Annotated in this window: 17 protein-coding genes; 9 read left to right on the top strand and 8 right to left on the bottom strand. The window is 62.4% G+C overall.

The features are described from left to right. Positions 1-22 precede the first annotated feature (22 nt). The 7 genes from C0058_RS05990 to C0058_RS05950 all read right to left on the bottom strand — a co-directional run bounded on the left by C0058_RS05990 (position 23) and on the right by C0058_RS05950 (position 8,758). Positions 23-1,033: a chemotaxis response regulator protein-glutamate methylesterase gene (locus C0058_RS05990; RefSeq protein WP_003219250.1), complete on the bottom strand. Its 1,011-nt coding sequence runs from the start codon at positions 1,031-1,033 to the stop codon at positions 23-25. Further along, positions 1,030-3,333, bottom strand: coding sequence for a hybrid sensor histidine kinase/response regulator (locus C0058_RS05985; protein WP_102368209.1), 2,304 nt, complete (start codon positions 3,331-3,333; stop codon positions 1,030-1,032). Before C0058_RS05985 ends, C0058_RS05990 begins: the two co-directional genes overlap by 4 nt. Next, positions 3,330-4,016: a chemotaxis protein CheW gene (locus C0058_RS05980; RefSeq protein ID WP_102368208.1), complete on the bottom strand. Its 687-nt coding sequence runs from the start codon at positions 4,014-4,016 to the stop codon at positions 3,330-3,332. Before C0058_RS05980 ends, C0058_RS05985 begins: the two co-directional genes overlap by 4 nt. Continuing rightward, entirely contained in the window at positions 4,013-5,275 is a 1,263-nt protein-coding gene (locus tag C0058_RS05975; protein WP_102368207.1) for a protein-glutamate O-methyltransferase CheR, read from the bottom strand. Before C0058_RS05975 ends, C0058_RS05980 begins: the two co-directional genes overlap by 4 nt. Further along, the gene (locus C0058_RS05970; RefSeq protein WP_102368206.1) at positions 5,275-5,787 is read right to left on the bottom strand and encodes a chemotaxis protein CheW; all 513 of its coding nucleotides are present in this window, start codon (positions 5,785-5,787) and stop codon (positions 5,275-5,277) included. Before C0058_RS05970 ends, C0058_RS05975 begins: the two co-directional genes overlap by 1 nt. Then, positions 5,787-7,409, bottom strand: coding sequence for a methyl-accepting chemotaxis protein (locus C0058_RS05965; protein ID WP_102368205.1), 1,623 nt, complete (start codon positions 7,407-7,409; stop codon positions 5,787-5,789). Before C0058_RS05965 ends, C0058_RS05970 begins: the two co-directional genes overlap by 1 nt. A 635-nt stretch (positions 7,410-8,044) precedes the next feature. Then, positions 8,045-8,758, bottom strand: coding sequence for a tellurite resistance TerB family protein (locus C0058_RS05950; RefSeq protein ID WP_003209547.1), 714 nt, complete (start codon positions 8,756-8,758; stop codon positions 8,045-8,047). Between the two features lie 168 nt (positions 8,759-8,926). On the opposite strand from C0058_RS05950, the gene C0058_RS05945 reads away from it, so the two are divergent. From C0058_RS05945 to C0058_RS05895, 9 genes are all read left to right on the top strand, one after another. Beyond that, positions 8,927-9,838, top strand: a complete 912-nt coding sequence (locus tag C0058_RS05945; protein ID WP_003209548.1) for a LysR family transcriptional regulator — start codon at positions 8,927-8,929, stop codon at positions 9,836-9,838. A gap of 133 nt (positions 9,839-9,971) precedes the next feature. Beyond that, complete coding sequence (locus C0058_RS05940) at positions 9,972-11,429, top strand: gamma-aminobutyraldehyde dehydrogenase (RefSeq protein WP_003209549.1); 1,458 nt, start codon at positions 9,972-9,974, stop codon at positions 11,427-11,429. Between the two features lie 72 nt (positions 11,430-11,501). Beyond that, complete coding sequence (ydcS, locus tag C0058_RS05935; RefSeq protein ID WP_003209550.1) at positions 11,502-12,653, top strand: putative ABC transporter substrate-binding protein YdcS; 1,152 nt, start codon at positions 11,502-11,504, stop codon at positions 12,651-12,653. Positions 12,654-12,833: 180 nt separating this feature from the next. Next, positions 12,834-13,868, top strand: a complete 1,035-nt coding sequence (locus tag C0058_RS05925) for an ABC transporter ATP-binding protein (RefSeq protein WP_003209551.1) — start codon at positions 12,834-12,836, stop codon at positions 13,866-13,868. 1 nt (position 13,869) lies between these two features. Continuing rightward, positions 13,870-14,799, top strand: coding sequence for an ABC transporter permease (locus tag C0058_RS05920; RefSeq protein WP_003209552.1), 930 nt, complete (start codon positions 13,870-13,872; stop codon positions 14,797-14,799). Next, on the top strand, positions 14,789-15,598 hold the full coding sequence (locus tag C0058_RS05915; RefSeq protein WP_003209553.1) for an ABC transporter permease: 810 nt from the start codon (positions 14,789-14,791) through the stop codon (positions 15,596-15,598). Before C0058_RS05920 ends, C0058_RS05915 begins: the two co-directional genes overlap by 11 nt. Positions 15,599-15,776: 178 nt before the next feature. Next, a complete protein-coding gene (locus C0058_RS05910; RefSeq protein WP_003209554.1) occupies positions 15,777-17,201 on the top strand; it encodes a gamma-aminobutyraldehyde dehydrogenase in 1,425 nt (474 codons plus the stop codon). 174 nt (positions 17,202-17,375) lie between these two features. Next, positions 17,376-19,238, top strand: coding sequence for an NAD(P)/FAD-dependent oxidoreductase (locus C0058_RS05905; RefSeq protein WP_087695108.1), 1,863 nt, complete (start codon positions 17,376-17,378; stop codon positions 19,236-19,238). Between the two features lie 357 nt (positions 19,239-19,595). Beyond that, the gene (locus C0058_RS05895; RefSeq protein ID WP_102368202.1) at positions 19,596-21,221 is read left to right on the top strand and encodes a glucan biosynthesis protein D; all 1,626 of its coding nucleotides are present in this window, start codon (positions 19,596-19,598) and stop codon (positions 21,219-21,221) included. 45 nt (positions 21,222-21,266) lie between these two features. On the opposite strand, the gene C0058_RS05890 is transcribed toward C0058_RS05895, so the two are convergent. Further along, the gene (locus C0058_RS05890) at positions 21,267-21,452 is read right to left on the bottom strand and encodes a hypothetical protein (protein ID WP_003209560.1); all 186 of its coding nucleotides are present in this window, start codon (positions 21,450-21,452) and stop codon (positions 21,267-21,269) included. Positions 21,453-21,520: the final 68 nt, after the last annotated feature.

The following is a 21,520-nucleotide window of genomic DNA, read 5'->3' as shown; positions in this document are numbered from 1 at the left end:
CCAGGACAGCGTGTGATATCGGTCATTTTGCGAATACCTCCAGCAATCGTGGCGCAATTCTGTCCAATGGGCGAATTTCAACAGCCGCGTCAATCGCCGCTGCCGCTTTGGGCATGCCGTAAACAGCACAGCTTTGCTGGTCCTGCGCGATGGTCAGGTAGCCTTGCTGACGCATCAACTTAAGTCCCTGGGCGCCATCACGCCCCATCCCCGTCAGCAGCACGCCAACGGCATCGCCATTCCAGTAGCTGGCGACGCTCTCGAAAAACACGTCGATGGACGGCCGGTAAATCTCGTTCACAGGCTCTGCGGTGTAGGCCAGCGTGCCGTTCTTCAGCAGACGAATGTGATGATTGGTGCCCGCCAGCAACACGACACCGCTTTGGGGCGGCTCGCCTTCCCGGGCCAGGCGCACCGGCAGGCCCGAGGCACTGCTCAGCCATTCGGCCATGCCGGCGGCGAACACCTGGTCCACATGCTGCACCAGCACAATGGCCGGCGAGAAGTCCCGGGGCAAGCCCTTGAGCAGGGATTCCAGGGCAGCCGGGCCGCCTGCGGACGAACCGATGGCCACCAGGCTCTGGCGTTTGCCCGTGGCCCGCTGGGGCGCAGGCTCGGCCCGCACGCGGCTGCCACGCTGGCCAATCAGCCAGCCGATATTGAGGATCTTGCGCAACAGCGGTGCCGCGGCGTCCTTCGGATTGCCCACGCCCAGTGCAGGCGTGTCAACCACGTCCAGGGCGCCATGGCCCATGGCTTCGAATACACGGCTGACGTTGGCCTGGCGGTCGACGGTGACAATCAGGATCGCACAGGGCGTCTCGGCCATGATCTGCCGGGTGGCCTCCACACCGTCCATCACCGGCATGATCAGGTCCATCAGAATCAGGTCGGGCGTGAACTCGGCGCAACGCTGCACTGCTTCCAGGCCGTTGCCCGCAACCCACACCACTTCGTGGGCCGGCTCTAGGCTCAACGCCCGGCGCAAGGCCTCCACGGCCATGGGCATGTCATTGACGATCGCAATCCTCATGCCCGTGCTCCTCCAATCAGCTCCACCACCGCGTCCAACAGCGCGTCGTCATGGAAGCTGGCCTTGGCTAGATAATAGTCGGCGCCGGCGTCCAGTCCACGGCGACGGTCTTCTTCCCGATCCTTGTAGGAAACAACCATCACCGGCAGGGATTGCAGGCGAGTATCACGGCGCAAGAGTGTGACCAATTCAATACCGTCCATGCGAGGCATATCAATGTCCGTGATCAGCAGGTCGAAGTCTTCGGAGCGCAGCGCGTTCCAGCCATCCATGCCATCGACCGCCACGGCCACTTCATAACCGCGATTAAGTAACAATTTGCGTTGCAGCTCACGCACGGTCAGCGAGTCATCCACCACCAGAATACGCTTGCGCGGTGCTTCGAGGGTTTGCTGGGTGCGTCGGGCGATGCGTTCCAGACGACCGGTATTCAGCAGTTTGTCCACCGATCGCAGCATGTCTTCGACGTCGACGATCAGCACCACCGAGCCGTCATCGAGCAACGCTCCGGCGGAGATGTCCTGGACCTTGCCCAACCGGTCGTCCAGGGGCAATACCACCAGCGTGCGCTCGCCGATAAAACGCTCCACGGCAATCCCGTAGACCGCATCGCGCTCGCGGATCACCACGACCTTCAGGGTTTCCTGACTGCCCTGCCCCGGCGGGCGCTGCAGCAACTGGCTGGCGGCGACCAGGCCGACATGCCGGCCTTCGTGCCAGAAATGCTGGCGACCTTCCAGTTGCACGATGTCGTCGGGCGCAAGATCGCACATGCGCTCGATGTGGGCCAGCGGGAAGGCGTAGGCCTCCTCGCCAACTTCCACCACCAGGCTGCGCACTACCGATAGGGTCAACGGCACTTCCAGGTGGAAGCGACTGCCCTGCCCCGCCGTCTGCTCCAGCACCACCGCGCCGCGCAACTGGCGCACCATATGCTGCACCGCATCCAGGCCGACCCCGCGCCCCGAGACCTCGGTGACCTTGTCCCGCAGGCTGAACCCCGGCAGGAACAGGAACGTGAGCAGTTCCTCTTCGCTCAGGCGCAGGGCGGTTTCCACCGGCGACAAATGCCGGTCGACGATGGTGCCGCGCAGGCGCTCGAGGTCGACACCGTTGCCGTCGTCGCTCAACTCCAGCACCAGCAAGCCGGCCTGGTGAGACGCCCGCAGGCGGATCAGGCCTTCAGCCGGTTTGCCCGCCAGCAGGCGTTGCTCGGGCATTTCAATGCCGTGGTCCACAGCATTGCGCAGTAAATGGGTCAGCGGCGCTTCGAGTTTTTCCAGCACATCGCGGTCGACCTGGGTTTTCTCGCCTTCGATTTCCAGGCGTACCTGTTTACCAAGGCTGCGGCCCAGGTCACGCACCATGCGCACCTGCCCGGCCAGCACGTCGGCAAACGGCCGCATGCGGCACGCCAGCGCCGTGTCGTACAAGACTTGGGCGCGTTGCCCGGCCTGCCAGCCGAACTCGTCGATTTCGGCGGTTTTTTCCGCGAGCAGCGCCTGGGCTTCGCTCAACAGGCGGCGGGTATCAGCCAGCGCTTCCTGGGCTTCCAGGCTCAGGTCGACGGTCTTGAGGTGGCCGTCGAGGTTTTCCAGGGCGCGGGCGCTGTTGCTCTGGATGCGCTTGAGGCGTTGCAAACTGGCGAGGTAAGGCTTGAGCCGCTGGGTTTCCACCAGGGACTTGCTGGACAGGTCCAACAGGCTGTTCAAACGTTCGGCGGTCACCCGCAACACCCGCTCGCCGCCTTCGGTCATGCGCTTATTTTGGCGTGGCAGTTCGGCACTGACCGGCGGCGCGGGTTCGGGCTCCGGCGGCAGGGTCAGCAGCGCTTCCATCGACAATTCAGGTTCTGGCGCGGGTGTGGGCGGCGGCGCAGGCTTTGGCGCAGCGGGCGGTGCGACTTTCTGCGACGGATCGAGCAACCGCTCCATCAATGCCACATAGGACTCGATGTCCGCCGGGCCCACGGTATTGCCCGGCGTAGCAATGCGCATCAGCAAATCGGTGCCTTGCAGCAGTGCGTCGATATGTTCCGGCAGCAGGTACAAGCGGCTTTCCTGGGCGCTGACCAGGCAATCTTCCATCACGTGGGCCACGCTGACCCCCGCGTCCACCCCGACAATCCGCGCCGCGCCCTTCAGGGAATGGGCGGCGCGCATGCAGGCTTCGAGCTGGTCGGCCTGGGTCGGGTTGCGCTCCAGGGCCAGCAGGCCGGCGCTGAGCACCTGGGTCTGGGCGTCGGCTTCCAGGCTGAACAGCTCCAGCAGCGAGGCATCGCGCATCTGGTCGGGGGTCATGTGAGGCTCCGGGTCACGGCAGACAACAATTGCGCCTCGTCCAGCCAGCGCAGGCTGCGGCCTTTCCACTGCAACACCCCTTGGGTATAGCGGGCGCTGGCCTGGGTGCCGGAGGCAGACGCCGCGTTCAAGGTGCGTTCATCAATGGCATGGATACCGTCCACTTCGTCCACCGGCACCACCACGGGGCCGTCCTGCGCCGCGATGATCAGCATGCGCGGCATGATTCGTGCGCCACTGGGGCCGCTGCCGGTGCTGTCCAGCCCCAGCAATTCCACCAGTGACAGGCACGCCACCAGTGCGCCACGCACATTGGCCACGCCCAGCAAGGCGCGGGAACGCTGATGGGGCAAGGAATGGATCGGCTGCAACGGCGCCACTTCCACCAGGCAGCGAGTGGCGATGCCCAGCCATTCTTCGCCGAGGCGGAACATCAGCAGCGAACGGGTGAGGACATCACCCTCGACTTCCGGCGTCGCGACGGGGCGGTGATCGTCCTGCTGCAAGGCATAACGGTCGAGCAGGCGCGTGGCGGCGGCGGAATACACCGAGCAATTGCGACAGTGAATGTGCTCGGCCAGCAACGGGCAGGACTTGTCACCGTGGATGCCGATGCGGTTCCAGCAGTCATCGATGGCCTGGGTATCGGCCAGGGTCAGGTTCAGCTCGGGATCCAGGGTCATGATTTACGCTCACTGTCAGCTCGCTCGCTGCGCGCGGCACGAGCCTGCAAACGCCGGGCGCCGGCGACATCGCCCTGGGACTCGAGCAACGCGGCCAGGTGCATCAAGGCCTGCGGGTGCTGGGGTTCCAGGTACAAGGCTTTTCTGTAATAACCCTGGGCTTCCAGGGCGCTGCCGGCCACATCGCTGAGCAGGCCCAGCCAATAAAACACCTGGGCCGCCGGCGGATGGCTCTGCAAATAACGCTCGCAGGCAGCACGGGCTTCCAGGCTCTTGCCTTCATTGGCCAGGGTCGCAATCTGACTGAGCAGATCGGCGGCGTCCGACTGCGGGGGCGGCGGCTTGATCGGTACCACTTGGGCACTGACGGTGCTGAATGGCCGGGGCCTGGTCGGGATAGGCGCGGCACTGCGCTGAGGAATCGGCGCGGGCATCGGCACAAATACCGGTTCAGGCGCGGGCTCCGCATGCCGGCTGAAGGCAAACGACTGCGGCACGCCAATCGAACGCATGCCCAGGCGCCCCAGCAGGCTGCCTTCGGCAGGACCGATAAACAGCACGCCGTCGACATGGGTCAGGCCCTTGAGCACTTCAAACACCTGCTTCTGGGTCGGCTGGTCGAAGTAGATCAGCAGGTTGCGGCAGAACACAAAATCGTAGGTGGGCTCGTTGGCCAGCAGCGTGGGGTCCAGCAGGTTGCCCACCTGCAGGCGCACTTGTTCGCGTACCCGGTCGGCAATCCGGTAGCCGTCGGTTTGATCGGTGAAGTGGCGATCGCGGAACTCGAGGTCCTGGCCGCGAAACGAATTCTTGCCGTACACCCCACGGCGGGCGCGCTCCACCGACAGCGGGCTGACGTCCATGCCCTGCACCTTGAACTGATGCGGTGCCAGCCCGGCGTCGAGCAAGGCCATGGCAATCGAATAGGGTTCTTCGCCGGTGGAACACGGCAGGCTGAGGATCCGCAGGGCGCGCATCTGCTTGATTTCGGCCAGGCGGGTGACCGCCAGCCGACCCAGGGTGGCGAAGGATTCGGGGTAACGGAAAAACCAGGTTTCGGGGACGATCACCGCTTCGATCAGCGCTTGCTGTTCGTCGGTGGAGGCCTGCAATTGCTGCCAGTATTGATCGGCGGTCTGCGCGCTGAGCGCCATGCTGCGCTGGCGTACGGCACGCTCGATGATCGCTTCGCCCACCGAGGCAACGTCCAGGCCAATGCGCTCCTTAAGGAAGTCGAAGAAGCGTTGATCACTGCTCATCAACCCTCCTCGCCCGCGGCAAACAGCAGCGCCTGCACGTCAGCCGTCAGCAGGTCCGCCACGCCGATCCACTGCATCAAGCCACGCTCGTCTTCGCGCACCGGGCCCAGGTAACGGGCCTGGCGGTTGTCCAGGCCGTAGGGCTGGAACTCCGCCGGGTCACAGCGCAGGGTATCGGTGGCCTGTTCGAGGATCAGCCCCAGCCAGCGTGCCGGAGTGAGTGCATCCGGCTGATAATTGACCAACACCAGGCGCGTGCTGGTGCGGGCCTGGGCCGGCGTACCGAAGGTCAAGGCACTGAGATCGATCACCGGCACCATTGCCCCGCGATGGGCAAAGATCCCGGCGACCCACGCAGGCGCATGGGCAATGGGCTTGAGCGGCAGGCGCGGCAGCACCTCGGCCACTTCCGTGGCCTTGAGGGCATACCGTTCATTACCGATGTGAAACACCAAAAACAGTGCTTTCTTCACTGCCGCAACGGCACCGCGTTTAGCCGCGAGGTCGTTCATCAGACTTTAAAACGCGACACGCCGCTGCGCAGGCCAACGGCGACCTGGCTCAGCTCGTCGATGGCAAAGCTGGCCTGACGCAGGGACTCCACGGTCTGGCTGCTGGCATCGCCCAACTGCACCAGCGCATGGTTGATCTGCTCGGCGCCGGTGGCCTGGGCCTGCATGCCTTCGTTGACCATCAACACCCGTGGCGCCAGGGCCTGCACCTGATGGATGATCTGCGACAGCTGCTCGCCCACCTGCTGCACCTCGAACATGCCACGGCGCACTTCTTCAGAGAACTTGTCCATGCCCATCACCCCGGCCGACACCGCCGACTGGATCTCGCGCACCATCTGCTCGATGTCGTAGGTGGCCACGGCGGTCTGGTCGGCCAGGCGCCGCACTTCGGTGGCTACCACGGCAAACCCGCGACCGTACTCACCGGCCTTCTCGGCCTCGATGGCAGCGTTGAGGGACAACAGGTTGGTCTGGTCGGCGACCTTGACGATGGTCACCACCACCTGGTTGATGTTGCCGGCCTTCTCATTGAGGATCGCCAGCTTGGCGTTCACCAGGTCGGCCGCGCCCATCACCGAGTGCATGGTTTCTTCCATGCGCGCCAGGCCTTGCTGGCCGGAGCCGGCGGCCACCGAGGCCTGGTCGGCGGCGGTGGAGACTTCGGTCATGGTACGGACCAAGTCCTTGGAAGTAGCAGCGATCTCCCGCGAAGTAGCGCCGATCTCGGTGGTCGTCGCGGCGGTTTCAGTGGCCGTGGCCTGTTGTTGCTTGGAAGTCGCGGCAATCTCGGTGACCGAGGTAGTGACCTGTACCGAAGAGCGCTGTGCCTGGGACACCAGGGCGGTGAGCTCGGTCATCATGTCGTTGAAGCCGGTCTCTACTGCGCCGAATTCGTCCTTGCGTTCGAGGTTCAGGCGTTTGCTCAAGTCGCCGGTGCGCATGGTTTCGAGGATGTCGACGATGCGTTTCATCGGCGCCATGATCGCGCGCATCAGCAGCAGGCCGCAGAGGCCAGCGGCGAGGATCGCGAGGATCAGCGAGACGCCCATGCTGATTTTTGCAGCGGACACGGCGTCGTCGATAGCGTTGGTGGCGCGGTCCGCGACGTTTTTGTTTTCGGTGATGATGTCGTTGAGCTTCATGCGGCCTGCGGTCCAGGTCGGGGTCAGCTCTTCGTCGAACACTTTGCGGGCGGCGGCGACGTCACTGCGTTGCAGGTTTTCAGTGACTGCGGCCAAAGCCTTGTTGTAGGCCTGGTGCAGGGCTTCGAACTTATCGAACTCGGCCTGATCCTCAGCGCCGTTGATAGTTGCCTTGTAATTGGCCATTTGCGTGATGATGCGCGCTTCGAAGGACTTGTAGTCGGCCTTGTCGGCTTCGGTGAGTGTCTTGTCTTTGCGCAGGCCGATGATGTCGAGGGTGTCGAGGTAGCTGTCGACCCATGCGCTGCGGATCATGGAGCTTAGGTAGACCCCGGGGACTGCGTCATCGCGGACTGACTCTTCGCCGGCCTCGATCTTCAACAGGCGTGAATACGAGACCACTACCATCAGCAGCATGATCGCGATGATGACCGCAAAGCTCGCCAAAATCCGTTGGCGCAAGGTCCAGTTCTTCACAGTAATTCCTCAAGGGCCATTCAAATGGAGAGGAGTATAGCTGAGCGGATGCCATCATTAATCAACGGCTTGTGGGATCTGGGTCACGCTCGGGGGAGGAAAGTTTTCTTGGGGGGGCATATCCGTTGCTGCGGTAACGGCTGCTATTGGTTCCGCTCTTACAGCGGCTCACTTTTGAACAGCGCAAAAGTAAGCAAAACGCTCTTGCCCCACCACTCGGCACCTCGCTTAGGCTCGGTGTGCCCTCACTCCGGCTTTGGACCGTGGGCCGCCGTCATGGGCCATCCTTGGCCCAGGACGGCTAACCTGGCGTCCTGCCAGGTTACCCACGCTCCAAAGCCTGCGTTCGGCCAGCGTGGTTTAACGGGGCGCCCAAGATCAAGATCAAAAGCAGATCAAGAGCACAGCGGCCTACCGGCCGGCTTGAGTGTTTAAAAGCCAAATCAAAAGCTAAAGCGGGCACGGTCCACTGTAGGAGCTGGCTTGCCGGCGATGGCATCACCTCGGTGTGTCTGGAAGACCGAGGTGCCTGCATCGCCGGCAAGCCAGCTCCTACAGAAAAGCGGCTCTGCTTTCGTTCTGGTCTTTGCTTTTACCATAAGTAGCCGTTACCGCAGAAACGGATATGTACACAATCAAACCACCTCAGCCTGCCGCACCTGCTTCTCCAGTTCAGCCTTCAACCCCGGCTCCAACTTAAGCTGCCGCGCCAACTCATCGAGGTAAGCCTTCTCCATGAAGTTCTCCTCATCCACCAACATCACACTGGCGATATACATCTCGGCAGCCAACTCCGGAGTACTGGCAGCCCGAGCCACATCTGCCGGATCCAGCGGCTTGTTCAGCTCGGCATGCAACCACTGCTGCAACTCACGATCGTTATCCAGCTTCACAAACTCCCCTTCGATCAACGCCCGCTCACGCTCATCCACATGCCCGTCAGCTTTGGCCGCAGCCACCAGCGCCTTCAAAATCCCCTGGCTGTGCTGCTCGACCTGGGCCGGTGGCAACCGATCAATGGTCTGCGGCTCCCCTTGAGGCGCACTGGCCTGCTGCGCCTGCCAATTACCGTAGGCCTTGTAGGCAATCACCCCCAAAGCAGCCAACCCGCCATAGGTCAGCGCCTTGCCGCCAAACTTGCGGGCCTTCTTGTTGCCCAGCAACAGACCCATGGCGCCGGCCGCGAGGGCCCCACCACCGGCACCGCCAAGCAAGCTACCCAACCCGCCGCCACCCAGCAGTCCGCCAAGGGCACCCTTGTCATCTGACTTGCGCTGCCCGCCAGCCTTGTTCTGCAACATGTCCTGGCCGGATTTGAGCAGTTGATCGAGCAATCCACGGGTATTCATTCACAACCTCCAGAAACTCAAGTTCACAGGACCAATAGGCCCCCAGCGTAAAACTAAGTGCCAAAAACCCCCGATCTAGAGTGCTTCCAGATGTAACGCGCTTACCCCTCAATTAAAACGATATACACTCGAACAAATCTATAAAAACACCCCACTGGTAATTCCAGCATGATGACCTTGCGTCAGATCCGTCACTTCATCGCCGTGGCCGAGACCGGCTCGATCTCCGCCGCTGCCCAGACCGCCTTCATCTCCCAGTCCACCCTGACCCTGGCGATCCAGCAACTGGAACAGGAAATCGGCGTCAACCTGTTCAACCGCCACGCCAAGGGCATGACCCTGACCCACCAGGGCCACCAGTTCCTGCGCCAGGCGCACCTCATCCTCGCCACCGTCGACAACGCCAAGCGCAGCCTGCAACAGAGCACCGACCAGGTGGCCGGGCAGTTGATCATCGGCGTGACCAGCCTGGTCGCCGGCTACTACCTGGCGGACTTGCTTACCCGCTTCCAGCGCGCCTACCCCAATGTCGAAATCCGCGTGATGGAGGACGAACGCCCCTACATCGAACACCTGCTGGTCAGCGGTGAAATCGACGTCGGCGTGCTGATCCTCTCCAACCTCGAAGACCGCCACGCCCTGCAAACCGAAGTGCTCACCCACTCGCCCCACCGTTTATGGCTGCCGGCCCAGCACCCGCTGCTGGAACACGACAGCATCAACCTGGCGGATGTGGCGCGCGAGCCGCTGATTCAACTGAACGTCGACGAAATGGGCCACAACGCCCAACGCATGTGGACCGGCGCCGGGCTGCAACCTCGCGTCACCTTGCGCACCGCCTCGACGGAAGCCGTGCGAAGCCTGGTCGCCGCCGGCCTGGGCGTGTCGATCCAGCCGGACATGACCTACCGCCCCTGGTCCCTGGAAGGCGACATCATCGAGGCACGGCCGATTGCCGACCTCAGCCAGACCCTCGACGTGGGCCTGGCCTGGCGCCGGGGCACGGCGCGCCCGGCGCTGGTGGACCCATTCCTGACGGTGGCCCGCGAACAGCCCCACCCACGCAAGCCATCTATTTAATCGAATGCTGCTTTCAGTATTTAGTATTTGTTGACCTCGCGCCTGACCTCTAGTCTCTGCTCATCCCATAAGAGAAGGTCAGGCGCCTCGCACGAGAACAGCCATGACCACACAAGAAAAGAGATCGCGAAAAATGTCTGGCGCGCCCACACCGCTGCTCACTGCGTTGCTGATCGACGGCGAACTGGTCCCGGGCCAGGGGTTTGTCGAGCCGATCATCAACCCGGCCACCGGTGAAATCCTCACCCATATCGCCGAAGCCAGTACCGAGCAGGTCGAAGCCGCAATCCTCGCCGCCCACCGGGCCTTTGCCGGTTGGTCGCGGACCACGCCCCAGCAGCGTTCGAACATTCTCCTGGGCATCGCCGAGACAATCGAAAAACAAGCCGACTATCTCGCCCGCCTGGAATCGCTAAATTGCGGCAAGCCGCTGCACCTGGCACGTCAGGACGATTTGAGCGCAACCGTCGATGTGTTCCGTTTCTTCGCCGGCGCCGTGCGCTGCCAGACCGGGCAACTGAGCGGTGAATACCTGCCGGGCTACACCAGCATGGTGCGTCGCGATCCTATCGGCGTGGTGGCCTCCATTGCGCCGTGGAATTACCCGCTGATGATGGCCGCCTGGAAAATCGCCCCGGCCCTGGCGGCCGGTAATACCCTGGTGTTCAAGCCGTCGGAACATACCCCGCTGTCGATCCTGGCCCTGGCGCCCGTACTGAGCCAGTTGTTGCCGCGCGGGGTGATCAACATCCTGTGTGGCGGCGGCGAAGGGGTCGGCAGCCATTTGGTCAGCCACCCGAAGGTGCGCATGGTCTCGTTGACCGGCGATATCGTCACCGGGCAGAAGATCCTCCAGGCCGCCTCCAAGACACTCAAGCGCACGCACCTGGAGCTGGGCGGCAAGGCCCCGGTGATCGTGTGCAACGACGCCGATCTGCAAGCCGTGGTCGAAGGCGTGCGCGCCTACGGTTACTACAACGCCGGCCAGGACTGCACCGCCGCGTGCCGCATCTACGCCCAGGCCGGCATCCACGACAAATTGGTGGCCGAGCTCGGCGCCGCCGTCAGCAGCCTGCGGTTTGCCGGCAAGCGCGATGCCGACAACGAACTCGGCCCGCTGATCAGCACCCGCCAGCGCGACCGCGTCGCCAGTTTTGTCGAACGCGCCCTCGGCCAGCCGCATATCGAACGCATCACCGGCGCCGCCGTGCATTCCGGTGCTGGCTTCTTCTACCAGCCAACCTTGCTGGCCGGTTGTAAACAGAATGATGAAATCGTGCAGCGCGAAGTGTTCGGCCCGGTGGTCACCGTGACCCGCTTCGACGAGCTGGAACAGGCGGTGGACTGGGCCAACGACTCGGAATACGGCCTGGCCTCCTCCGTGTGGACCCAGAATCTGGACAAGGCGATGCAAGTGGCGTCGCGCCTGCAATACGGCTGCACCTGGATCAACAGTCATTTCATGCTGGTCAGCGAAATGCCCCACGGCGGCTTGAAGCGCTCGGGGTATGGCAAAGATCTGTCCAGCGATTCGCTACAGGACTACAGCGTGGTGCGGCACATCATGGCGCGCCACGGCCAGCATCTTTAAAACAACAACTACGCTCATGCACCACCTGCTGCAAAAACTGCCCCGACCATAATTAAAGAAGAGGGAACCCCCATGTCTGCGCACAAGACCGCACTGCTCAGTGCCCTGACCACCGCGCTGCTGGCCAGTGTCAGCATCCAGGCCGCCGAACCGCTGAAGGCGGTGGGTGCCGGTGAAGGCCAGTTGGATATCGTCGCCTGGCCCGGCTATATCGAACGTGGCGAAAGCGACAAGAACTACGACTGGGTCACCGGTTTCGAGAAAGAGACCGGCTGCAAGGTCAACGTCAAGACCGCCGCCACCTCCGACGAGATGGTGAGCTTGATGGCCAAGGGCGGCTACGACCTGGTCACCGCGTCGGGCGATGCCTCGCTGCGGTTGATCGTCGGCAAGCGCGTACAGCCGATCAACACCTCGCTGATTCCCAACTGGAAGAACATCGACCCGCGCCTGAAAGATGCGCCGTGGTACGTGGTCGGCCAGCAAACGTACGGCACGCCGTACCAGTGGGGCCCGAACGTGTTGATGTACAACACCAACGTGTTCAAGACCGCGCCCACCAGCTGGAACGTAGTGTTCGATGCGCAGAACCTGCCGGACGGCAAGCCGAACAAAGGCCGCGTGCAGGCCTATGACGGCCCGATCTACATCGCCGATGCGGCGCTGTACCTCAAGGCCACCAAGCCGGAACTGGGCATCCAGAGCCCGTACGAGCTGACCGAAACCCAGTACAAGGCCGTGCTCGACCTGTTGCGCGCCCAGCAGCCGTTGATCCACCGCTACTGGCATGACACCACCGTGCAAATGAGCGACTTCAAGAACGAAGGCGTGGTGGCCTCCAGCGCATGGCCGTATCAGGTCAACGGCCTGGTGAACGAGAAACAGCCGATTGCCTCGACCATTCCGAAGGAAGGCGCCACCGGCTGGGCGGATACCACCATGCTGCACACCGATGCCAAGCACCCGAACTGCGCCTACAAGTGGATGGACTGGTCGCTGCAGCCGAAGGTCCAGGGTGATGTGGCCTCGTGGTTCGGTTCGTTGCCGGCGGTTCCCGCGGCGTGCAAGGAAAGCGAACTGCTGGGCGCCGAGGGTTGCAAGACCAACGGTTTCGACCAGTTCGAGAAGATCGCCTTCTGGAAAACCCCGCAGGCTGAAGGCGGCAAGTTCGTGCCGTACAGCCGCTGGACCCAGGATTACATCGCGATCATGGGCGGGCGCTAAGCACTCCCTAGTTGATCGTTCCCACGCTCCGCGTGGGAATGCCTCCTGTGACGCTCCGCGTCACGACTTTAAGGGCGGACGCGGAGCGTCCAGCGCTGCATTCCCACGCAGAGCGTGGGAACGATCACCTCTACCTCCGATTTAATTTTTACAAGACGCGCCTTTTTGGAGCACCGCACCATGACGCTTGCAGTCCAATTCACCCACGTTTCCCGTCAGTTCGGCGAAGTGAAAGCCGTTGACCGGGTTTCCATCGATATCCAGGACGGCGAGTTCTTTTCCATGCTCGGCCCTTCCGGCTCGGGCAAAACCACGTGCCTGCGCCTGATCGCCGGGTTCGAGCAACCCAGTGCCGGCTCCATCCGCATCCACGGTGAGGAAGCCGCCGGCTTGCCGCCGTATCAGCGCGACGTGAACACTGTGTTCCAGGATTACGCGCTGTTCCCCCACATGAACGTGCGCGACAACGTGGCCTACGGCCTGAAAGTCAAAGGCGTGGGCAAGACCGAACGCCTCAACCGCGCCGAAGAAGCCCTGGGTATGGTCGCCCTCGGCGGTTACGGCGACCGCAAGCCGGTGCAACTCTCCGGCGGCCAGCGTCAACGTGTGGCCCTGGCCCGCGCACTGGTCAATCGTCCGCGCGTATTGCTGCTGGATGAGCCCCTCGGCGCTCTCGACCTGAAGCTGCGCGAACAGATGCAAAGCGAGCTGAAGAAACTGCAACGCCAACTTGGCATCACCTTCATCTTCGTCACCCACGACCAGACCGAAGCACTGTCGATGTCCGACCGTGTGGCCGTATTCAACAAGGGCCGCATCGAACAGGTCGACACCCCGCGCAACCTGTACATGAAGCCCGCCACCACCTTCGTCGCGGAATTCGTCGGCACCTCCAACGTGATTCGCGGCGAATTGGCGCAACGCTTGAGCGGTAACCCGCAGCCGTTCTCGATCCGCCCGGAACACGTGCGTTTCGCCGAAGGCCCGCTGGGCAGCGGCGAGGTGGAAGTCAGCGGCCTGCTGCATGACATTCAGTACCAGGGCAGCGCCACCCGCTACGAACTGAAACTGGAAAACGGCCAGGCGCTGAACATCAGCCAGGCCAACAACCAATGGCTGGACACCACCGCCGGGCATCAAGTCGGCCAGTCCATCACCGCGCGCTGGGCGCGGGAAGCCATGACGCCGTTGACCGACATCGCAGGCGAGGTGTGACATGAGCCTGGCCCTGTCCCAACCCCCGATGCGCAGGTTTTCCAACCTGCTGTACAAGAAGCCCAACCTGTACCTGTCGCTGCTGCTGGTGCCGCCGCTGATCTGGTTTGGCGCAATCTATTTGGGGTCGCTGCTGACCTTGCTGTGGCAAGGCTTCTATACGTTCGATGACTTCACCATGGCGGTCACCCCGGACCTGACCCTGGCCAACTTCGCCGCGCTGTTCCAGCCGTCGAACTTCGACATCATCGTGCGCACCTTGAGCATGGCGGTGGTGGTGTCCATCGCCAGTGCCATCGTCGCGTTCCCGATCGCCTACTACATGGCGCGCTACACCACCGGCAAGACCAAGGCGTTTTTCTACATCGCGGTGATGATGCCGATGTGGGCCAGCTACATCGTCAAGGCCTACGCCTGGACCCTGCTGCTGGCCAAGGGCGGCGTGGCGCAGTGGTTCGTGCAGCACCTGGGCCTGGAGCCGGCGCTGCAATTCATCATGGGCATTCCCGGCGTGGGCGGCAGCACCTTGAGCACCTCGCACCTGGGGCGGTTCATGGTGTTTGTGTACATCTGGCTGCCGTTCATGATTCTGCCGATCCAGGCCTCGCTGGAGCGTTTGCCGCCGTCGTTGCTGCAGGCCTCGGCAGACCTCGGCGCCAAGCCGCGCCAGACCTTCATGCAGGTGATTCTGCCGCTGTCGGTGCCGGGGATTGCGGCGGGTTCGATCTTTACGTTCTCGCTGACCCTGGGCGACTTCATCGTGCCGCAACTGGTGGGCCCGCCGGGTTACTTCGTCGGCGGCATGGTGTACGCGCAACAAGGCGCTATCGGCAACATGCCCATGGCCGCGGCGTTCACCCTGGTGCCGATCGTGCTGATCGCGGTTTACCTGTCCATCGTCAAACGTCTGGGGGCCTTCGATGCACTCTGAAAAAGCCTCACTCAGTCTAAAAATCGCGGCCTGGGGCGGGTTGGTTTTCCTGCACTTCCCGATCCTGATCATCTTCCTCTACGCCTTCAACACCGAAGAGGCGGCGTTCAGCTTTCCACCCCAGGGCTTCACCCTGAAGTGGTTCAGCGTGGCCTTCTCGCGGCCGGACGTATTGGAAGCGATCAAGCTGTCGCTGCAAATCGCGGCCATCGCCACGCTGATTGCGATGGTGCTCGGCACCCTGGCCTCGGCGGCGTTGTATCGCCGGGAGTTCTTCGGCAAGCAAGGCATCTCGCTGATGCTGATCCTGCCGATTGCACTGCCGGGGATCATCACCGGTATCGCGTTGCTCGCGACCTTCAAGACCCTGGGGATTGAGCCGGGGATGTTCACGATCATCGTCGGCCACGCGACCTTCTGCGTGGTGATCGTCTACAACAACGTGATCGCCCGTTTGCGCCGCACTTCCCACAGCCTGATCGAAGCCTCGATGGACCTCGGCGCCGACGGCTGGCAGACCTTCCGCTACATCATCATGCCCAACCTCGGCTCGGCGTTGCTGGCCGGCGGCATGCTGGCGTTCGCGCTGTCGTTCGACGAAATCATCGTCACCACCTTCACCGCCGGCCACGAGCGCACCTTGCCGCTGTGGCTGCTCAACCAGTTGAGCCGGCCACGGGATGTGCCGGTGACCAACGTGGTGGCGATGCTGGTGATGATCGTGACGATGTTCCCGATCCTGGGTGCCTATTACCTGACCCGCGGCGGCGAAAGCGTGGCCGGTAGTGGCGGTAAATAACTGACAACACATTGCCACTGAAGGAATGAGATTCAAATGTGGGAGCGGGCTTGCTCGCGAAAGCGGTGTATCAGTCAGGTGATGTATCAACTGAAAGACCGTATTCGCGAGCAAGCCCGCTCCCACACTTGAACCGGTTTCGGCAGGGGAAACGATGCAGCTTTAAGAGGACAGAACCATGCAAACCAAACTGCTGATCAACGGCCATCTGGTCGAAGGCGAAGGCCCGGCGCAGCCGGTGTTCAACCCGGCGTTGGGTCGGGTACTGGTGGAAATCAAGGAAGCCAGCGAAGCCCAGGTCGACGCCGCCGTGCGTGCTGCCGACAGCGCTTTTGAAGGCTGGTCGCAAACGCCACCGAAGGATCGCTCGCTGCTGCTGCTCAAACTCGCCGACGCCATCGAAGCCCACGGCGCAGAGCTGGCAAAGCTTGAGTCGGACAACTGCGGCAAACCCTACAGCGCCGCGCTGAATGATGAGATCCCGGCGGTGGCCGATGTGTTCCGCTTCTTCGCCGGCGCCAGCCGCTGCATGAGCGGTTCGGCCGGCGGTGAGTACCTGCCGGGCCACACCTCGATGATCCGCCGTGACCCGGTGGGCGTAATTGCCTCCATCGCGCCGTGGAACTACCCGCTGATGATGGTCGCCTGGAAAATCGCCCCGGCCCTGGCCGCCGGTAATACCGTGGTGCTCAAGCCTTCGGAACAAACCCCGCTGACCGCGCTGCGCCTGGTGGAACTGGCCGCTGAAATTTTCCCGGCCGGTGTACTCAACCTGGTGTTTGGCCGTGGGCCAACCGTGGGCAGCCCGCTGGTGAATCACCCGAAAGTGCGCATGGTGTCGCTGACCGGTTCGATTGCCACCGGGGCCAATATCATTTCCAGCACTGCCGACAGCGTCAAACGCATGCACATGGAACTGGGCGGCAAGGCGCCGGTGATCATCTTCAACGACGCCGATATCGACGCGGCGGTGGAAGGCATTCGCACCTTCGGCTTCTACAACGCCGGGCAGGATTGCACCGCTGCGTGCCGGATTTATGCACAGGCCGATATCTACGACGCGTTCGTCGAGAAGCTCGGCGCGGCGGTTGCCAGCATCAAATACGGTTTGCAGGATGACCCGGCCACCGAGCTGGGCCCGCTGATCACCGCGCAGCACCGTGACCGTGTGGCCGGGTTTGTGGAGCGTGCCGTGGCGCAATCCCATATCCGCCTGATCACGGGTGGCAAGGCGGTGGAAGGCAACGGGTTCTTCTTTGAGCCGACCGTATTGGCCGACGCGCAGCAGGACGATGAAATCGTGCGCCGCGAAGTGTTCGGGCCGGTAGTGTCGGTAACCAAATTCAACGACGAGGCCCAGGTATTGGCCTGGGCCAACGATTCGGACTACGGCCTGGCCTCTTCCGTGTGGACCGCCGATGTCGGCCGCGCCCATCGCCTGGCTGCACGGTTGCAGTACGGCTGCACCTGGGTGAACACCCACTTCATGCTGGTCAGCGAAATGCCCCATGGCGGTCAGAAACTGTCCGGCTACGGCAAGGACATGTCCATGTACGGCCTGGAGGACTACACCACGGTTCGCCATGTGATGTTCAAGCACTGACCCTTTACCCCTGTCGAAACGAGCTCACTATGGCGAGGGAGCTTGCTCCCGCTGGAGTGCGAGGCGCTCCCAGGATTTTTGGGGCCGCTACGCAGCCCAGCGGGAGCAAGCTCCCTCGCCACAACAGCCGGCTCCTGCAGGGATCTCATAACAATAAATAATTCGCAGGTTCCCATGGACATCACCCGCCGCGACTTCCTCAACGGCGTCGCTATCACGATTGCCGCCGGTATGACCCCGCTGCAAATCCTCCAGGCCGCTCCCGATGGGCGCTACTACCCGCCCGCCCTCACCGGCTTGCGCGGCAGCCATGTCGGCTCATTCGAAGTTGCCCACCAGATGGGCTGGGAAAAGAAGGCCTTCGACACCGATAAACTGCCGATCACCGAAGACTACGACCTGGTGGTGGTCGGCGGTGGCTTGAGCGGTTTGTCGGCGGCGTGGTTCTACCGTGAGAAGCACCCGAAGGCGAAGATCCTGATCCTGGAGAACCACGACGACTTCGGCGGCCATGCCAAGCGCAATGAATTCCAGGCCGGTGGCCGGCTGATCATCGGCTACGGCGGCAGCGAAGCGTTCCAGTCACCGAATCATCTTTACAGCAAGGAAGTAAACGGGCTGTTGAAAAAACTCGGGGTGAACATCAAGCGCTTCGAGACCGCCTTCGACCGCCAGTTCTACCCGGGCCTGGGTTTGTCCCGCGGGGTGTTCTTCGACAAGGAAAACTTTGGCGAAGACAAACTGGTGACCGGCGACCCGACGCCGATGGTCGCCGACGACATCGCCCCGGACCAGTTGCATGCGCGCTCCATCAGCGACTTCATCAATGATTTCCCGCTGCCGGAAACCGACCGTCAGGCGCTGATTGCCTTGCACGTCGCGCCCAAGGATTACCTGCCGGGCAAGACTGCCGAGGAAAAGGCCGAGTACCTCGCGGCCACCAGCTACCGCGATTTCCTGCTCAAGAACGTAGGACTCTCGGAAGGCGCGGTGAAGTACTTCCAAAGCCGCACCAACGACTTCATGGCCTTGAGTATCGACGCGGTGGCGTCGGCTGATGCCTACAGTGTGGGTTTCCCTGGCTTCGGCGGAATGAACCTGGCACCGATCAGCGAAGAAGCCGCCGCAGAAATGGAAGAACCCTACATCTACCACTTCCCCGACGGCAACGCCTCGCTGGCACGCTTGCTGGTGCGCAGCCTGATTCCGGCAGTGGCACCGGGGCACACCATGGATGACATCGTGCTGGCGCCGTTTGACTACGCCAGGCTTGATCAGCCCAGGACGCCGGTGCGGGTGCGTTTGAACAGCACTGCGGTCAGTGTGCGTAACGTCGGTGACGGTGTGCACATCGGCTACAGTCGTGGCGGCCAACTCGCACAGGTCCGCGGCAAACGCTGCATCCTGGCCTGCTACAACATGATGATCCCGTACCTGCTGCGCGATCTGCCGGCAGAACAAGCCCAGGCCCTGAGCCAGAACGTGAAGTACCCGCTGGTCTACACCAAAGTGGTGGTACGCAACTGGACGTCGTTCCAGAAGCTGGGGGTGCACGAGATTTATGCAGCGACCCAGCCTTACAGCCGGATCAAGCTGGATTACCCGGTGAGCATGGGCGGCTACGAGCACCCGCGCGACCCGACGCAGCCGATTGGTTTGCACATGGTGTACGTGCCCACCAGCCCCAACAGCGGCATGAACGGCCGCGACCAGGCCCGCGCCGGGCGGGGCAAGTTGTATGGGCAGACATTTGAACAACTGGAAGCGCAACTGCGGGATCAGCTGCAGCGCATGCTCGGCCCGGGTGGCTTCAACCACCAGACCGACATTCTGGCGATCACTGTCAACCGTTGGTCACACGGCTATGCGACCTTCTCCAACAGCTTGTTTGACGATGCCGATGAAAGCGAAAAACTGAAGGACCTGGCGCGCCAGCCGGTGGGACATGTGAGCATCGCCAACTCGGATGCCGCGTGGAGCGCGTATGCCCATGCGGCGATTGATGAGGCATATCGAGCGGTAGGCGAAGTGGGCTGATCCCGGCGTTCCTGAAGAGGTTATTGTGGCGAGGGAGCTTGCTCCCGCTGGGCTGCGCAGCAGCCCCAAACCAGGCGCTCGAGATATCCCTGAAGGATTTCGATCGTCTGGTTTGGGGTCGCTTCGCGCCCCAACGGGAGCAAGCTCCCTCGCCACACGGTTTCCACAGAAACGTCTTGTTTCATATGCAGCGCCATCAACCCGCCATCAATCATTTTTCCTTGCGCACCGAACCGCTTAAGCTATTTGGTATCTGTTTAATGTCCGTTGCGTTTGGCCGAAGGCATGTCCGAACCGTTTTCCTTGATCCAGCACGTGCCAGGAACGGCGCGGGATTGTTCACGACAGGTTGTATTTATGCACCGCAGGAATTTGCTCAAAGCGTCCATGGCCATCGCGGCTTACACCGGTCTGTCGGCCAGTGGCCTGCTGGCCGCCCAGGCCTGGGCGGGCAACCGCGCCGCTGATGGCGAGGCCCAGGCCTTCGATTTCGAGGCCCTGAAGATCCAGGCCAAGCAGTTGGCAAGCAATCGCTACCAGGACACCAAGCAGGTATTGCCGCCGACCCTGGCGACCATGACCCCGCAGAATTTCAACGCCATCGGCTACGACGGCAAGCATTCGCTGTGGAAAGAATTGAACGGCCAACTGGACGTGCAGTTCTTCCACGTCGGCATGGGCTTCAAGACGCCGGTGCGCATGTACAGCGTCGACCCGAAAACCCGCCAGGCCCGCGAGGTGCACTTCCGCCCTTCGCTGTTCAACTATGAAAAAACCACGGTAGACACCAAGCAGTTGACCGGCGACCTGGGTTTCTCCGGCTTCAAGCTGTTCAAGGCCCCGGAACTGGACCGCCACGACGTGCTGTCCTTCCTCGGCGCCAGCTACTTCCGTGCGGTGGATTCCACCGGCCAGTACGGCCTTTCTGCACGCGGCCTGGCCATCGACACCTACGCGAAAAAGCGCGAGGAATTCCCGGACTTCACCAAGTTCTGGTTCGAAACCCCGGACAAGGACAGCACCCGCTTCGTGGTCTACGCCCTGCTGGATTCGCCGAGCGCCACTGGTGCCTATCGCTTCGATATCGACTGCCAGGCCAACCAGGTGGTAATGGCCATCGACGCCCATATCAATGCGCGTACCGCCATCGAGCAACTGGGCATCGCACCGATGACCAGCATGTTCAGCTGCGGCACCGTTGAGCGGCGGATGTGCGACACCATTCACCCGCAAATCCACGACTCGGATCGCCTGGCCATGTGGCGCGGCAATGGCGAGTGGATCTGCCGCCCGCTGAACAACCCGGCTACCCTGCAATTCAACGCGTTTGCCGACACCGACCCGAAAGGCTTCGGCCTGGTGCAGACCGATCATGAGTTCGCCAGCTATCAGGACACGGTGGACTGGTACAGCAAACGCCCAAGCCTGTGGGTAGAACCTACTACTGCGTGGGGTGAAGGCTCTATCGATCTGCTGGAAATTCCTACAACCGGCGAGACCCTGGACAACATCGTGGCCTTCTGGACCCCGAAGAAGCCCGTCGCTGCCGGCGAATCCCTGAACTACGGCTACAAGCTCTACTGGAGCGCCCTGCCGCCGGTCAGCACGCCACTGGCGCAGGTCAATGCCACCCGTTCGGGCATGGGCGGTTTCACCGAAGGTTGGGCGCCGGGCGAGCACTACCCCGAAGTCTGGGCGCGGCGCTTTGCCGTGGACTTCAACGGCGGCGGGCTGGATCGTTTGCCTGAAGGCACCGGGATCGAGCCGGTGGTGACCTGCTCCCATGGTGAGGTCAAAGACTTCAGCGTGTTGGTACTGGATGCCATCAAGGGCTATCGAATTCTGTTTGACTGGTACCCGACCAGCGACAGCGTCGAGCCGGTTGAACTGCGGCTGTTCATCCGCACCCAGGACCGCACCTTGAGCGAAACCTGGCTGTACCAATACTTCCCACCTGCACCAGACAAGCGCAAGTACACCTGATACCGAACGTTCCCACGCTCGCGTGGGAACGCCCCTTCGGGATCTTCAGAACCGCGAAATACTCTTCATCGCCCCAATCAAGTACCGCATCGCCACCTGATCACTCTCGGTCAGGGCGCGGTACTGTTCCAGCAATTGCTCTTCGTCCGAACTCAGGCGTCGGCTGCGCAGCGACATCCTGCGGGCCAGAAAAGACGACAACACCCCCGCTACACCATAGGACTTGGCCATGGACTGTCTCCTCGTATCAATCAACTGCTCCTGGTTGCCCATAACCCCATCCCGCGATGCGACCTGCG

Origin of the sequence: Pseudomonas sp. NC02 (genome assembly GCF_002874965.1) — a bacterium.
Taxonomy (GTDB): Bacteria; Pseudomonadota; Gammaproteobacteria; order Pseudomonadales; family Pseudomonadaceae; genus Aquipseudomonas.
The sequence above is the reverse complement of the archived record's forward strand: the minus strand, read 5'-3'. Positions and strand labels throughout refer to the sequence as shown.

What these genes read in the sequence shown, in the direction of transcription:
- C0058_RS05985 (WP_102368209.1), bottom strand. Translation starts at nt 3,333, where the DNA reads ATGACCCCCGACCAGATGCGCGATGCCTCGCTGCTGGAGCTGTTCAGC.
- C0058_RS05990 (WP_003219250.1), bottom strand. Translation starts at nt 1,033, where the DNA reads ATGAGGATTGCGATCGTCAATGACATGCCCATGGCCGTGGAGGCCTTG.
- C0058_RS05980 (WP_102368208.1), bottom strand. Translation starts at nt 4,016, where the DNA reads ATGACCCTGGATCCCGAGCTGAACCTGACCCTGGCCGATACCCAGGCC.
- C0058_RS05950 (WP_003209547.1), bottom strand. Translation starts at nt 8,758, where the DNA reads ATGAATACCCGTGGATTGCTCGATCAACTGCTCAAATCCGGCCAGGAC.
- C0058_RS05915 (WP_003209553.1), top strand. Translation starts at nt 14,789, where the DNA reads ATGCACTCTGAAAAAGCCTCACTCAGTCTAAAAATCGCGGCCTGGGGC.
- C0058_RS05970 (WP_102368206.1), bottom strand. Translation starts at nt 5,787, where the DNA reads ATGAACGACCTCGCGGCTAAACGCGGTGCCGTTGCGGCAGTGAAGAAA.
- C0058_RS05905 (WP_087695108.1), top strand. Translation starts at nt 17,376, where the DNA reads ATGGACATCACCCGCCGCGACTTCCTCAACGGCGTCGCTATCACGATT.
- C0058_RS05895 (WP_102368202.1), top strand. Translation starts at nt 19,596, where the DNA reads ATGCACCGCAGGAATTTGCTCAAAGCGTCCATGGCCATCGCGGCTTAC.
- C0058_RS05975 (WP_102368207.1), bottom strand. Translation starts at nt 5,275, where the DNA reads ATGAGCAGTGATCAACGCTTCTTCGACTTCCTTAAGGAGCGCATTGGC.
- C0058_RS05925 (WP_003209551.1), top strand. Translation starts at nt 12,834, where the DNA reads ATGACGCTTGCAGTCCAATTCACCCACGTTTCCCGTCAGTTCGGCGAA.
- ydcS (WP_003209550.1), top strand. Translation starts at nt 11,502, where the DNA reads ATGTCTGCGCACAAGACCGCACTGCTCAGTGCCCTGACCACCGCGCTG.
- C0058_RS05910 (WP_003209554.1), top strand. Translation starts at nt 15,777, where the DNA reads ATGCAAACCAAACTGCTGATCAACGGCCATCTGGTCGAAGGCGAAGGC.
- C0058_RS05940 (WP_003209549.1), top strand. Translation starts at nt 9,972, where the DNA reads ATGTCTGGCGCGCCCACACCGCTGCTCACTGCGTTGCTGATCGACGGC.
- C0058_RS05890 (WP_003209560.1), bottom strand. Translation starts at nt 21,452, where the DNA reads ATGGCCAAGTCCTATGGTGTAGCGGGGGTGTTGTCGTCTTTTCTGGCC.
- C0058_RS05920 (WP_003209552.1), top strand. Translation starts at nt 13,870, where the DNA reads ATGAGCCTGGCCCTGTCCCAACCCCCGATGCGCAGGTTTTCCAACCTG.
- C0058_RS05945 (WP_003209548.1), top strand. Translation starts at nt 8,927, where the DNA reads ATGATGACCTTGCGTCAGATCCGTCACTTCATCGCCGTGGCCGAGACC.